This is a genomic window from Streptococcus sp. (assembly GCF_030825805.1).
Classification (GTDB): Bacteria; Bacillota; Bacilli; order Lactobacillales; family Streptococcaceae; genus Streptococcus.
This window is the reverse complement of the sequence record NZ_JAPJPF010000048.1, coordinates 1-13,835: the sequence shown is the minus strand read 5'-3', so window position 1 is coordinate 13,835 and position 13,835 is coordinate 1. Positions and strand designations below refer to the sequence as shown.

Sequence of the window (13,835 nt, the reverse complement as noted above, 5' to 3'; positions counted from 1 at the left end):
CTTGATATTACGCTGTTTTTAGTCCAACTGAAATTCATACTTTCCAAACCAGGTCATACGATAATATAGAGATTTACAATGTAATGGAAGTATGGCGAGTGAATCAACTATATTCAGAATACAAAGCTTAATCTTGCTTGAAACGTTATTAACCAGAGGTTTATCCGCAAGGATAAGCCTTTTTTGTTGGTATTGGAGGTGATTATTTATCTCTTTTATTATTGCAACAAAAATATCTAAGTCATATTGCTAAAATACTCTAAAACTTGTACAATAACGCTATGAAAAAATTTAAACAGTGGAGTTGGATCCTTTGTGGCTTTCTTATCCTCTTTTTAGGTGCTACATTTATGTTTCACCAAGTCAGTTTGCAAAGAGAAAGGGAGCTACTCACGCCCATAGGTAAGCAGGTTACGGTCAATGGCCATCAAATGAATGTCTCGATTACTGGAGAAGGGTCTGAAACAATCGTGTTACTTTCAGGTGCAGGTATTGCTTCACCTATATTAGACTTTAAGAATCTAACAGATTCCCTATCCAAAAAATACAAAGTAGCCGTCGTAGAGCGAGCGGGATATGGTTTTAGTGAAGATAGTGATCAATCAAGAGATGTGATGACGGTTCTTTCTGAGACCCGTCAAGCTTTGTCTCAAGCCGAAGTTTCGGGGCTTTATGTGATTGTTTCTCATTCAATGGCTAGCCTTGAGAGCCTTGCTTGGCAAGAAAAATATCCTAATGAAGTGAAAGCCTTGGTTGGTCTGGATTGGGCATTACCAGCAAGTTATGAGGATTTAAAGGATAATCAGGCCTTGCTTACTGTGGCTTATTGGAGCAGTAAGATTGGCTTATTACGCTATTTCCCTGAGTCCTTTTATATAAAAAATCCAACTCTGACTGAAACTGAACGACAACAATATAAATTACTAGCATATAAGCAGTTGATGTCACAAGCCATGCTTCATGAATCCCGTTTGGCAAAGGAAAATGCCAAGAAAGTTCCATCTAGCATTAATCCGAAAATTCCAGCCTTACTCCTGGTTTCTAACGGTGAAGGCACGACCTTTAGCCAATCAGAGTGGCAACGTTATGCAGAGAGATTTGCAAGCGACCAGTCTAATGTTCAAGTCGACTATATGGATGCGCCTCACGACCTCTATCATTATCAAAGCGATGCTATTGTTTCTCGTATTAAAGAATTTTTAGAGAATAATTGAGGGCTTAAAAATCCATTGAGACTGATGATAATAATTAAATGCTGAAGGATTAACAGTAGAATCGTTAATTTTCTCGATTAAAAAAATTCTTTTTCTTAACAATAAGCCTGCCCCTAAGGGCAGGTTTTTTGGTGTCTTAAGGAAACTATTTAACAGAATTTTTGATTAAAAGTTTCATTTTAAGAGAGAAATCTCTAATTCCATAATCAACAAGCAAACGCTTGCATTCCTATTTTTATTAGATTATAATAGGTTGGTATAAAGCCTTCTGTAATAATATTGAGAAAGTGTAGAAAGTAAGGATTTAGAATATTTGTAGTCAAAAATACAATGTTGTTTCTTACGATAGGTAGATAGATATGGCAATGATAGAAGTGCAACATCTTCAGAAAAATTTTGTGAAGACAGTTAAGGAGCCGGGGTTAAAGGGAGCTTTGCGCTCCTTTATTCATCCTGAAAAGCAGACCTTTGAAGCGGTCAAGGATTTAACTTTTGAAGTTCCAAAAGGGCAGATTTTAGGATTTATCGGGGCAAATGGTGCTGGGAAGTCAACCACCATCAAAATGCTGACAGGAATTTTGAAGCCCACATCTGGCTTTTGTCGGATTAACGGCAAGATTCCCCAGGATAATCGCCAAGATTATGTCAAGGATATTGGAGTCGTTTTCGGACAACGTACCCAGCTATGGTGGGATTTGGCACTGCAAGAGACCTACACGGTCTTGAAAGAGATCTATGATGTACCAGACTCGCTTTTCCATAAGCGCATGGACTTTTTGAATGAAGTTTTGGATTTGAAGGAATTTATCAAAGATCCTGTGCGGACTCTTTCACTAGGTCAACGGATGCGGGCGGATATTGCGGCTTCCTTGCTTCACAATCCCAAAGTTCTCTTTTTAGATGAACCGACTATTGGTTTGGATGTGTCGGTCAAGGACAACATTCGTCGGGCCATTACTCAGATTAATCAGGAGGAAGAGACAACTATTCTTTTGACCACTCACGACTTGAGCGATATTGAGCAACTCTGTGATCGGATTTTTATGATTGATAAGGGGCAAGAGATTTTTGATGGGACGGTTAGCCAGCTCAAGGAAACCTTTGGCAAGATGAAGACTCTCTCCTTCGATCTGACGCCAGGTCAAGGTCATCTTGTCTCTCATTATGAAGGCTTACCTGATATGTCCATTGATAGACAGGGAAATAACCTGACTATTGAATTCGATAGTTCCTGCTACCAGTCGGCCGATATTATCAAGCAAACCTTATCTGATTTTGAAGTCCGTGATTTGAAGATGCTGGATACAGATATTGAGGATATTATCCGTCGCTTCTACCGAAAGGAGCTCTAAGATGGTCAAATTGTGGAGACGTTATAAACCCTTTATCAATGCAGGGATTCAGGAGTTGATTAGCTATCGAGTCAACTTTATTCTCTATCGGATTGGCGATGTCATGGGTGCTTTTGTGGCTTTTTATCTATGGAAGGCTGTCTTTGATTCCTCCCAGGAGCCTTTGATTCAGGGCTTCAGTATGGCAGATATCACCCTCTACATCATCATGAGTTTTGTGACCAATCTTTTGACTAGGTCGGATTCTTCCTTTATGATTGGTGATGAGGTCAAGGATGGTTCCATTATCATGCGCTTGTTGCGACCAGTGCATTTTGCGGCTTCTTACCTCTTTACGGAGCTTGGTTCCAAGTGGTTGATTTTTATCTCTGTTGGACTGCCATTTTTAAGTGTCATTGTTTTGATGAAAATCTTGTCTGGGCAAGGGGTTGTAGAAGTACTGGGATTAACCATCCTTTATCTCTTTAGCTTAACCCTGGCTTATCTGATTAACTTTTTCTTTAATATCTGCTTTGGATTTTCAGCCTTTGTGTTTAAAAATTTATGGGGTTCCAATCTACTCAAGACTTCAATAGTGGCCTTTATGTCTGGCAGTTTGATTCCCTTGACGTTTTTTCCAAAGGTGGTTTCAGATATTCTCTCTTTATTGCCATTTTCATCCTTGATTTACACTCCTGTCATGATTATCGTTGGGAAATACGATAGCAGTCAGATTCTTCAAGCACTTTTGCTTCAGTTTTTCTGGCTTATAGTGATGGTGGGCTTGTCTCAGTTGATTTGGAAACGAGTCCAGTCATTTATCACCATTCAGGGAGGTTAGTATGAAAAAATATCAACGCATGCATCTGATTTTTATCAGACAGTACATCAAGCAAATCATGGAATACAAGGTAGATTTTGTGGTTGGTGTGTTGGGAGTCTTTCTGACTCAAGGCCTGAACATCTTGTTTCTCAATGTCATCTTTCAACACATTCCCTCCCTAGAAGGTTGGACTTTTCAAGAAATTGCCTTTATCTATGGATTTTCCTTAATTCCAAAGGGACTAGATCATCTCTTTTTTGACAATCTCTGGGCTTTAGGTCAACGACTAGTTCGAAAAGGGGAGTTTGACAAGTATCTGACTCGTCCTATCAATCCTCTCTTTCACATCCTCGTTGAGACCTTTCAGATTGATGCCTTGGGTGAACTTTTGGTCGGTGGAATTTTACTAGCGACAACGGCGACTAGCATTGCTTGGACTCTTCCAAAATTCCTGATTTTTCTAGTTTGTATTCCTTTTGCGACCTTGATTTATACTTCCTTGAAAATTGCTACAGCCAGCATCGCTTTTTGGACCAAGCAGTCAGGTGCCATGATTTACATTTTCTATATGTTTAATGATTTTGCCAAGTACCCGATTTCCATTTACAATTCGCTCCTTCGTTGGTTAATTAGCTTTATTGTACCTTTCGCCTTTACGGCCTACTATCCTGCCAGCTATTTCTTGCAGGGCAAGGATGGACTCTTTAATATTGGTGGTTTGCTTCTGATTTCTATTATCTTCTTTTGCATCTCTCTGAAACTCTGGGATAGGGGATTAGATGCATACGAAAGTGCAGGTTCGTAAGAGCTAAAGTAAGACTAAAATCAAGAAAGGAACTTATGATGCTTGTTATTAAAGAAGTTAAGGATGAAAAGCAAAAAATGGCAGTTGTCGCTGAGGTTTTAAAGGATTTGCCAGAATGGTTTGGAATACCAGAAAGCACGCAAGCCTACATTGAAGGAGCTAAGGATTTACGAGTTTGGGCTGCTTATCAAGAAAGTGATGTAGTAGGGTTTATAAGTTTATCATATTCGAGTGAAGATTGTGCTGAAATTGACTGTCTAGGCGTGAAAAAATCATTCCAAGGTCAAGGAATTGGAAGGGAATTAATTACGACTATAGAAAGAGAAGCAGTCAAACAAGTGGACTACCTACAGGTCAAAACAGTCGCAGAAGGTTCAAATAAAGATTATGACCGAACAAATGTCTTTTATCGCAGTCTTGGTTTTAAAAAATTAGAGATTTTTCCGCAACTATGGGATCCACAGAATCCATGTCAGATTCTGATTAAAAAGATCAACTAAAAGTGCTTGACATCCGCTATCAGAGTGCTATACTAAGAAGGTAATCGCCGATTTAGCTCAGTTGGTAGAGCAACGCACTCGTAACGCGTAGGTCACAGGTTCGATCCCTGCATTCGGCATTAAACTATATAAGAAAAAGCCCCTTGTGACGGGCTTTTTTTGATGTCGAATCACTTTTTGTACCAAAATTTGTACCAAATGATTATAAAAATTTTCAAACTCATCTTTGCTTTTCTCAATCGTCATGGACTTGAATGGTTTCATGAAGTATAGGATCTATATAAAAAAACATTTATACCGTCTAGCTCATGGATGTTCATGTAACCAGATAGTCCGATAATTTGACCGCTTATCCAAATTTCCTTGTCACCCTTGCTTCTGTTTGTTATAGTAGGATTATCAAAAGAAGCCAGTCTTCTGATAACATTATAAAAAGAGGTAGTATCATGAAAAAATTAATTGGTTTTGGATTTATCCTTGCAGCTCTCGCCGTCATCACCTTTAGTATCATTGGTTATCCGAAAATAGATGCCAATCTTTGGCCCTTGGTTCCAGTTGTCTTGTTTGCTTTCTTTACGCTTGAAAACGCACTCAAGAAAGACTACAAGTCCAGCTTGATTTGTGCCATCATTGGTTTTATCATTGCCAATGCCATCTATAACCTTCTTCCGATTTCAAATGGGGTCGTGATTACTGCGGGTGTCTTGGCTTGTCTTGGTCTTGGTTTTCTCTTTCCAGACGCACCAAAAGAAAAATAATGCTTCCAATTTTATTCGCTTCAGGGGCTTGATATGAAGAGATTTCTTCAGACCGAGTCCTTTTTAGCTGTCTGAAAGAACCACTTAGGGGCTGAAAAGAACCACTTACCGAAAAGGTCTTGTAAGATTTCGAACACCTGTTATAATGTTACTAACAAAGGTTAAGAAAGGAGTCCTATGAAAGTTCGTATCGAATTAGATCCGCAGATGGATGAGCCAGAAATGATCATTCGGGCTCCTCGATTGACGGAGGAAGTCGCCCGCTTGCAACAGTTGATCTTGGAGCAAAAAATGACGCCCTTGACCTTTTACAAGGATCGAAGCGAGTACTTTGTAGATGTGTCAGAAATTCTCTTCTTTGAAACAGATGGTGAAAAGATCTATGGGCGTACCAGAGAAGAGGCATATGAGGTCCGTCAAAAACTCTACGAATTGGAAGAAATCTTGCCGATTGCTTTCTGTCGCATCTCCAAGTCGACCATCGTTAATACCAAGCAGATTTATTCCATTGAAAAATCTTTTTCGGGAACCAGTACAGTAAACTTTTATCAAACCCATAAGCAGGTACACGTGTCCCGACACTATTATCAACTCTTAAAAGAACGGTTAAAGGAAATGAGGTAACAAAATGAAAAATAAATTAATTGGGATTTTCTTAATCCTCCTAGCAGCCTTGGTGCTCTTACAAGGCTATTTTGTAAAATGGGAGATCAGTATCTGGACGCTGGCTTGGGTTGTCTTGCTCGCAGTCCTTTCCCTCTCTAGTTTCTTGAAGCGCCACTTTGGTTGGGGCTTCCTATATGGGATTTTGGCCCTCTTCTCCCTTAACGGCCAATACCATTTTCTTCCAGTATCCAATTCGGTGGTCATCTTTTCTTCTATTTTAGCGGTGATTGGTCTCAATATTCTCTTTAAGCCTTCCAAAAAAGCAAAAGCTACTTGGAACTCCTACTCAGCAGGAACATCTTCTCAAACTGCTGGCAATGACATTGATGTCTCCTTTTCTACAGTGACCAAGTATTTGAATGACCAGAATTTTACAGGTGGAAGTGCGGATGTGAGCTTGGGAGAAGCTTCTATCTATTTTGACAATTGCCGGATCGAAGGGCCGTCAGCCCAGTTTGCGGTGGATGTCTCCCTTGGAAGTTTGAGTCTCTATGTCCCGAGCGACTGGCGGGTTCATGTCAATGTAGAAAGTTCTCTGTCAGCTATCCAACACCAGGAAAATCCTAGCAATTTAACCAGCAAAGACTTTTACATCGTCGGAGAGGTCTCACTGGGGAATCTAGAAATCATCTATGTAGGTGAGAATAACTTTTCATAAGCCGATCTAAGAAAAACTTATTCAAAGGTCTTGCCAAGAGAAAGTTTTTTTGGTAATATAGTACGGTATGTGGTGCTAGCACATCCGTAATATTAGATCTAATAGGAGGCAAAACAGAATGGCTAAAGTATGTTATTTTACTGGTCGTAAGACTGTATCAGGAAACAACCGTTCACACGCGATGAACCAAACCAAACGTGCCGTAAAACCAAACCTTCAAAAAGTAACTGTCCTTATCGATGGTAAACCTAAAAAAGTTTGGGCTTCAGCTCGTGCATTGAAATCTGGTAAAGTAGAACGCGTTTAATAAAGAATATAGAACCTCATAGAGGTTCTTTTCTTTTTCTCTAGAGACAGCTGTCACAGCGGGAGAAGAATAATCCCTACCCTTTTACAGCTGATCTCTTTTATGGTAAAATAGAATATAAAATACTTTTGAGGTAGAAATTATGACAGTAAAAATCAATACAAAAGATGGTCAAATTGAATTGACTGATGATGTCATCGCAACTGTTGTAGGCGGTGCAGCCACTGAAATTTTTGGAGTGGTTGGAATGGCCAGCAAAAACGCGATTAAAGATAATTTCCAAGCTCTCTTAGGTAAGGAAAACTACTCTAAGGGTGTCGTTGTGAAAACAGCGGAAGCAGGAAGTATTGCGGTTGATGTTTACACTGTTTTGAGCTATGGTACAAAGATTAGCGAAGTCTCAAAAAATATTCAAGAGCGTGTCAAATTCAGTTTAGAAAATCAACTTGGAATCACAACGGATACAGTCAACGTCTATATCCAAAACATTAAAATTGTGGGAGAATAATCGTGTCTAAAATTACAACTAGTTTATTTCAAGAAATGGTCCAAGCAGGGGCTACTCGCTTAAATAAACAAGCCGAGTATGTCAATTCATTGAACGTTTTTCCTGTACCAGATGGTGATACTGGAACCAACATGGGGATGACCATTGAAAATGGTGCAAAAGAAGTAGCCGATCGCTCTGCTTCAACTGTTGGTGAAGCAGCAAATATCTTTGCGAAGGGGCTTTTGATGGGAGCGCGTGGAAACTCAGGAGTGATTACTTCTCAATTGTTCCGCGGATTTTCTCAAAGCGTCAAAGACAAGGATGAATTGGATGGAGCAGCCCTTGCGGCAGCCTTCCAAGCAGGGGTTGAAGTAGCCTATAAAGCGGTTATGAAGCCAGTTGAAGGGACCATCTTGACCGTTTCTCGTGGTGCTGCTATCGGTGCTAAGAAAAAAGCAGAATCAACCAATGATGCAGTAGAAGTCATGCGTGCAGCCCTTGAAGGAGCTAAAACAGCCCTTGCCAAAACACCAGATATGCTTCCAGTATTGAAGGAAGTCGGTGTGGTGGACTCTGGTGGCCAAGGTTTGGTCTTCATCTATGAAGGGTTCTTATCAGCTTTGACAGGAGAATTCATCGCTTCTGAAGAATTTGTGGCGACTCCAGCAACTATGTCAGAAATGATCAACGCAGAGCACCACAAGTCCGTAGCGGGTCATGTGGCAACTGAAGATATCACCTTTGGTTACTGTACAGAGATCATGGTCGCTTTGAAACAAGGCCCAACCTATGTCAAAGACTTTGACTACGACGAATTCCGTAACTATTTGAACAATCTTGGGGATTCTCTACTAGTCGTTAATGATGATGAAATCGTCAAAGTCCACGTCCATACTGAAGATCCAGGTCTTGTTATGCAAGAAGGATTGAAATATGGTAGCTTGGTCAAAGTAAAAGTTGACAACATGCGCAACCAGCACGAAGCACAAGTTGAAAAAGAAGAACGTCAAGCGAAGCCAGCTGAAGCAAAAGAATATGCGATTATTGCAGTCGTTGCGGGTGACGGTTTAGCGGATATCTTCAAAGCGCAAGGAGTGGATTACATCATCTCTGGTGGTCAAACCATGAACCCTTCAACAGAAGACTTTGTCAAAGCTGTTGAAGAGTTGAATGCGCGCAACATCATTATCTTGCCAAACAACAAGAACATCTTGATGGCGGCTCAATCTGCAGCAGAAGTCATTGAGCAACCAGCAGCAGTTGTAGAGACGAAGACCATCCCTCAAGGATTGACCAGTCTTCTTGCCTTTGATGAGAGCAAGTCGATCGAAGAAAACTACGAACGCATGAGCGCTTCATTGGAAGATGTTGTTTCAGGTAGTGTGACAACAGCCGTTCGTGATACCACTATTGATGGTCTTGAAATCCATGAAAACGACAATCTTGGAATGGTTGATGGTAAGATCGTCGTTTCCAATCCAGATATGATGGAAACCTTGACAGCAACCTTTGACAAGATGTTGGACGAAGATAGTGAAATTGTCACGATTTATATCGGTGAAGATGGTAAAGAAGAAGTAGCCAATGACTTGGCTCAAAACTTGATGGCTAAATATGAGGACGTCGAAGTCGAAATTCATCAAGGAAATCAACCAGTTTACCCATATTTGTTTAGCGTTGAATAATCAAAAAATTTCAAAAATAGCAGGAAAAAGAGTCAAAAAATGATTTTTTGGCCCTTTTTTTGATAAAAAAAGCTTTATGAAAGCGATTAGATAGGTGTTTTTAGACAATTTTTATTTGATATGTTATACTTTAGAAAAATGGAAATAGGAGAAAAAAGCAAATGAAAAAGGTAATCTGCTTTTTAGGAGCTTTGCTTTTTGTGATGACGGGTTGTGCTACTAAGTCTCAGTCCACAGAAACATCAAAAAGCTCAACCACTACTTCGATAGAAAAAAGTGAAACTGTTACAAGTGAGGCAAAGGAAGAAACTAAGGTTCTCACTGCTGAAATCAATGGCAATCAACATCGTTACACCATCACAACAAAAGGTGATAAGGTTCAGAAATTAAAGTTAGATGTTTTATCGGCCCTACCAGAAAAAATTGCCACTAACTCAGCTAATCTAAGTCCTGAAGAGATGACAAAAATTATCAATGAAGGTTTGCAGTCAGATTCAGAATACAAGGCTCTGAAAGACACAGCTGGCTTCAGTATCGAATATAAGGTCACTCCAGAGAAAAAATTAGCCTCAACGGTCTCTGTTGATATGGAAACTATTGATTGGGACAAGGTTAAAGATCTATCTTACTTTAAGGATCTTGGTATCGGTGACCTGAAAGACATCAAGGCATCGACCGTTTTCACAGGATTAAAACTCCATGGTTTCAAAGAAGAAACCCCAGCACCATAGGCTCGGACTCTTGTCCGGCCTTTTTTTATTTTCCATGACATTTGTCATGTGAGCCAGTGACAAAATCATCTAGTGGCCTGTTATTCCTTTCGCTATAATAAAGTCAGAAAGTAAGAGGTAAGGAAAAATGAAACAATGGTTCTATAAAGTGTTTACGTTAACAGTGGTTGGGATGGTCGTCTATTTGATCTTTTCAAAGGATGATAGCCTCTATTACCATTTCCCTTGGGAATTATTTGCGGGGATTGGCATCGTGAGCTGGGCAGTCCAAGAAGGGCTAAAAATGGTCAAGGCTGTTAAAAAGGAGATGGAGCAATGAAAAAGAAACTTGAAATTGGGTTGGTAGCTGCTCTGTGTTTGCTCCTATGGGCAACAGAGGTTATGACGGGATGGTTTTCTGCCCATTTTCCTAGCTGGTTTTTCCAAACGGTTTGGGGAGTGACCTTGGTCGTCTATGTCATCATTCCAGCTGGCCAGATTTGGTTGAAAGGAGAGTCTCATGAGTGTCATTAGAGTTGAGAACTTGAACAAAAGCATCAAAGGAAAGGAGATTCTAGAAGATCTTTCTTTCAGGGTTGAACGGGGAGACTGTTTGGCCTTGATTGGGCCTAACGGAGCAGGGAAGACGACCTTGATGAATTGCCTCCTAGGAGATAGGAAGGCGACTTCTGGGATCATTGAAATAGAGGGGAAGGCTCCTGGTCATCCTCAATTGAAGACTAGTATCTCTTATCTCCCTCAAGAGAATGCTATCGTGCAAAAGTTAACCGTGCAGGAACTAATTAGTTTCTTTCGCTCCATTTATCCCCAACCCTTAACGGTCTATGAAATCGATGAGCTATTGCGTTTTAGTCTAGAACAAAAGAAACAATTGGCCAGTAAACTGTCTGGTGGGCAAAAACGTCTCCTATCCTTTGTCCTGACCTTGATTGGTCGTCCCAGTCTCCTGTTTTTGGATGAGCCAACGGCTGCCATGGATACGTCCACTCGCCAACGCTTTTGGGAGATTGTCGGGGATTTAAAGGAACAAGGCGTCACTATTGTCTATTCTTCCCATTACATTGAGGAAGTAGAGCATACAGCTGACCGGATCCTGGTCTTACACCAGGGACGTTTGCTTCGAGATACGACGCCACTAGCTATGAGAAGTGAAGAGGTAGAAAAACATTTTACCCTGCCTTTGCGATACCAAGCTCTAGTGGCAGGGATGGACGGAATTGGTCAAGTGACGGTCAAACCTGATGCCCTCCAAGTTGTGACAGGCGATGCCAATCGTTTGTGGACTCGATTGCAAGAAGAAGGCTGTTCGATCCAAGAGATCGAAGTGACCAATCGAAGTTTATTGGATTCTATTTTTGAAAATACAAAGGAAGTAGGTAGAGAAGATGAAACGCATGAAAGCTCTCGGCGTGGTTGAGTGGCATTTGACCAGACGCCAAGCCATTTATTATTTATTATCAATAGGGATGCCCACGGCCTTTTATCTCTTCTTTTCAGGGATGTACCAGGACACACCAGGTGCGCCCGCTCACTTTATGAGGGATTATCTCCTCTCCATGACGGCTTTTTCCATGATGTCTACGGCTCTATTTTCCTTTCCAACAGTTCTTGAAACCGATCGACTCAATAATTGGCAAAAAGTCTTGCGCCATACTCCGGTATCTATGGTAGAATATTATCTAATAAAGGTTGCGGGTCTCTTTGTAGACTTTCTCCTATCCATTGGGGTCGTCTTTACCGTGGGTCATGTGGTGCGGCATGTGAATATGTCCCTGCAAGATTGGATTTTGTCGGCCTTTATTCTCATCCTAGGAAGCCTAGCGTTTGTGGCTCTCGGTCTGGTTTTGACCCTGCTTCCTTCTAGTCAATTGATGTCTGTTGTGGGTAATCTCCTTTACATGGGGCTGGCTGTCATGGGTGGCCTTTGGATGCCGATTAGCCTCTTTCCAGAATGGATGCAAGCTATTGGCAAATGCCTGCCAACCTATCAATTGATGGAACTGATCAAGACCTTTTTAAACAAGGGGCAGGTGAATGTCTTTGCTAGTCTCTATTTAACCTTGTTTACCCTGGTCTTGTTTACTCTTGTCATCGTCTATCGTCGTCATTCTGAGGTTCGTGCATGATTGAAAAACTCAAGCGTATCCATTATATGTTTTACGCTAGCCTAGTTTTTATGGGCTTTCCATTTATCTCTATTTTATTAGGGGAGGTTCCCTACTGGCACTTCTTTTTAGCTCTCTTGTTTATTGCCTCCTATTTAGAGATTTTGATGACAGAAAACAAAAAGCTGATCTGGGTTTGTTGGTTTTATCTTCTAGCTTATGTAGCAGGAAATACTCTTTATATTAATCCCAACTATTTTTGGTTTTATTACTTCATCAGCAACTTGTTGGTCTATCGCTTTGAAATACGCAATTTGCGCTCTCCCTATCTTTGGACAGTTTTTCTGTCACAATTTCTGCTTTTTGGGGTCATCTTTTTCAAACAGAGTGCGATGGAGTATGAATGGGTATTTCTAATCATCATTTTTTTCTTTACCCATGCTATGACCTACGGTATGGTCCGGATTCGGATGATGGAAGAGTTGAAAGCTGACCATGCCAAGCAAAATGCTCAGATTAATCTCTTGCTGGCAGAAAACGAACGCCATCGGATTGGCCGTGATTTGCATGATAGTTTGGGACATACCTTTGCCATGCTTAGTGTCAAGGCAGATCTGGCCGATCAATTCTTAGCATTAGGACAGGTTGAGAAGGCGCAGGAGCAGGTGCAAGAGATTCAAGCCATCAGCCAAGAGTCCATGCACCAAGTCCGAGAGATTGTAGAGAACTTGAAGCAGCGAACCCTGGCAAGAGAGCTAGAAACCGTCAAGCAAATGTTAGAAGTGGCGCAAGTCAAAGTGGAGATTCAAAACGAGCTCGATACAGCTAGTATCTCGCCAATCCTAGAGTCAGCTCTGGCTATGGTGTCTCTGGAATTAGCCACCAATATGATCAAACATGCCAAAGCGACGCAGTCCCTTCTCTCTTATCGCTCCACCGAAGCAGGGGTGGAAATGGTCGTAGAAGACAATGGCATCGGCTTTGCCAAAGTCTCCGACAAGGACCTGCACTCGATCCGCGAACGGCTTGCCTTATTGGGAGGAGAGCTAGAGATCAGTCATCGTCACAAGCCAACCCGCATAGAAATACGGATCCTCTATCAAGAAAGGAAATAAGATGCGCTTATTAGTTGCTGAAGACCAAAGTATGTTGCGCGATGCTCTCTGCCAGCTCTTGCTCCTGCAAGAGGATGTGGAAGAAGTTTTGCAAGCTGGAGATGGGCAAGAAGCTATTCGCTTACTTGAAACCCATCCAGTCGATATTGCCATCTTAGATATCGAGATGCCTATCAAAACAGGATTAGAAGTCTTGGAATGGGCCAAGAGCAACCAACACCAGCTCAAGATCGTCATCGTTACCACCTTTAAGCGACCAGGCTATTTTGAGCGGGCCCTTAAGGCTGGAGTCGATGCTTATGTCTTAAAAGAACGTCGCATAACGGATTTGATGGCGACCCTGCATACGGTTTTGGCAGGGCAAAAAGAATATTCTCCTGAATTAATGGAGGGAATCCTAACTCATCCCAATCCTCTGAGCTCTCAGGAGCAAGCGGTCCTAAAGGAAGTTGCAAAGGGAGCTTCTAACCAAGAAATTGCTGATCGATTATTTCTCTCTAACGGGACCATCCGCAATTATATGTCAGCCATCCTGACCAAGTTGGATGCAGAGAATCGGACTGAGGCAGCAAAGATTGCCCAAGAAAAGGGATGGTTATAAGGAAGAAAAGAGAGTGGGACAGAAATCGGTAATTCGTTAGAATTCG

Annotated in this window: 18 protein-coding genes and 1 tRNA gene; all 19 read left to right on the top strand. The window is 41.3% G+C overall.

Annotated elements, in window-relative coordinates; genetic code table 11:
* The first annotated feature begins 281 nt into the window (after positions 1–281).
* The 19 genes from RCH62_RS07570 (at position 282) to RCH62_RS07480 (ending at position 13,789) form a co-directional block, all read left to right on the top strand.
* On the top strand, positions 282–1,214 hold the full coding sequence (locus tag RCH62_RS07570) for an alpha/beta fold hydrolase (RefSeq protein WP_306474947.1): 933 nt from the start codon (positions 282–284) through the stop codon (positions 1,212–1,214).
* Between the two features lie 359 nt (positions 1,215–1,573).
* Positions 1,574–2,566, top strand: coding sequence for an ATP-binding cassette domain-containing protein (locus RCH62_RS07565; RefSeq protein WP_306474946.1), 993 nt, complete (start codon positions 1,574–1,576; stop codon positions 2,564–2,566).
* A gap of 1 nt (position 2,567) precedes the next feature.
* On the top strand, positions 2,568–3,386 hold the full coding sequence (locus RCH62_RS07560; protein WP_306474945.1) for an ABC-2 family transporter protein: 819 nt from the start codon (positions 2,568–2,570) through the stop codon (positions 3,384–3,386).
* A 1-nt stretch (position 3,387) separates the two neighbouring features.
* Entirely contained in the window at positions 3,388–4,173 is a 786-nt protein-coding gene (locus tag RCH62_RS07555) for an ABC transporter permease (protein ID WP_306474944.1), read from the top strand.
* A gap of 38 nt (positions 4,174–4,211) precedes the next feature.
* Positions 4,212–4,673: a GNAT family N-acetyltransferase gene (locus tag RCH62_RS07550; protein WP_306474948.1), complete on the top strand. Its 462-nt coding sequence runs from the start codon at positions 4,212–4,214 to the stop codon at positions 4,671–4,673.
* A 46-nt stretch (positions 4,674–4,719) separates the two neighbouring features.
* Positions 4,720–4,792: transfer RNA gene (locus RCH62_RS07545), tRNA-Thr, on the top strand.
* Between the two features lie 327 nt (positions 4,793–5,119).
* Positions 5,120–5,431 (top strand): hypothetical protein, encoded by a 312-nt coding sequence (locus RCH62_RS07540; protein WP_306474943.1) that lies wholly within the window; start codon positions 5,120–5,122, stop codon positions 5,429–5,431.
* Between the two features lie 177 nt (positions 5,432–5,608).
* Entirely contained in the window at positions 5,609–6,055 is a 447-nt protein-coding gene (locus RCH62_RS07535) for a LytTR family DNA-binding domain-containing protein (RefSeq protein WP_306474942.1), read from the top strand.
* A gap of 4 nt (positions 6,056–6,059) precedes the next feature.
* Positions 6,060–6,755: a hypothetical protein gene (locus tag RCH62_RS07530; protein WP_123159971.1), complete on the top strand. Its 696-nt coding sequence runs from the start codon at positions 6,060–6,062 to the stop codon at positions 6,753–6,755.
* Between the two features lie 118 nt (positions 6,756–6,873).
* Positions 6,874–7,062 carry a 50S ribosomal protein L28 gene (gene rpmB, locus RCH62_RS07525; RefSeq protein WP_001140948.1) on the top strand — a complete coding sequence of 63 codons (189 nt, stop codon included), beginning with the start codon at positions 6,874–6,876 and terminating at the stop codon, positions 7,060–7,062.
* A gap of 142 nt (positions 7,063–7,204) precedes the next feature.
* Positions 7,205–7,570 (top strand): Asp23/Gls24 family envelope stress response protein, encoded by a 366-nt coding sequence (locus tag RCH62_RS07520; RefSeq protein WP_006594986.1) that lies wholly within the window; start codon positions 7,205–7,207, stop codon positions 7,568–7,570.
* A 2-nt stretch (positions 7,571–7,572) separates the two neighbouring features.
* On the top strand, positions 7,573–9,237 hold the full coding sequence (locus RCH62_RS07515; RefSeq protein WP_048691480.1) for a DAK2 domain-containing protein: 1,665 nt from the start codon (positions 7,573–7,575) through the stop codon (positions 9,235–9,237).
* A gap of 161 nt (positions 9,238–9,398) precedes the next feature.
* Positions 9,399–9,968 carry an SP0191 family lipoprotein gene (locus tag RCH62_RS07510; protein ID WP_154854537.1) on the top strand — a complete coding sequence of 190 codons (570 nt, stop codon included), beginning with the start codon at positions 9,399–9,401 and terminating at the stop codon, positions 9,966–9,968.
* 127 nt (positions 9,969–10,095) lie between these two features.
* The gene (locus RCH62_RS07505) at positions 10,096–10,287 is read left to right on the top strand and encodes a hypothetical protein (RefSeq protein WP_306474941.1); all 192 of its coding nucleotides are present in this window, start codon (positions 10,096–10,098) and stop codon (positions 10,285–10,287) included.
* A complete protein-coding gene (locus RCH62_RS07500) occupies positions 10,284–10,481 on the top strand; it encodes a hypothetical protein (protein WP_306474940.1) in 198 nt (65 codons plus the stop codon). The genes RCH62_RS07505 and RCH62_RS07500 overlap by 4 nt, the downstream gene beginning before the upstream one ends.
* Entirely contained in the window at positions 10,468–11,385 is a 918-nt protein-coding gene (locus tag RCH62_RS07495) for an ABC transporter ATP-binding protein (protein WP_306474939.1), read from the top strand. Before RCH62_RS07500 ends, RCH62_RS07495 begins: the two co-directional genes overlap by 14 nt.
* On the top strand, positions 11,354–12,094 hold the full coding sequence (locus tag RCH62_RS07490) for an ABC transporter permease (protein WP_306474938.1): 741 nt from the start codon (positions 11,354–11,356) through the stop codon (positions 12,092–12,094). Before RCH62_RS07495 ends, RCH62_RS07490 begins: the two co-directional genes overlap by 32 nt.
* A complete protein-coding gene (locus RCH62_RS07485; RefSeq protein WP_306474937.1) occupies positions 12,091–13,188 on the top strand; it encodes a sensor histidine kinase in 1,098 nt (365 codons plus the stop codon). The genes RCH62_RS07490 and RCH62_RS07485 overlap by 4 nt, the downstream gene beginning before the upstream one ends.
* A 1-nt stretch (position 13,189) precedes the next feature.
* Positions 13,190–13,789, top strand: a complete 600-nt coding sequence (locus RCH62_RS07480; protein WP_306474936.1) for a response regulator transcription factor — start codon at positions 13,190–13,192, stop codon at positions 13,787–13,789.
* Positions 13,790–13,835 lie beyond the last annotated feature (46 nt).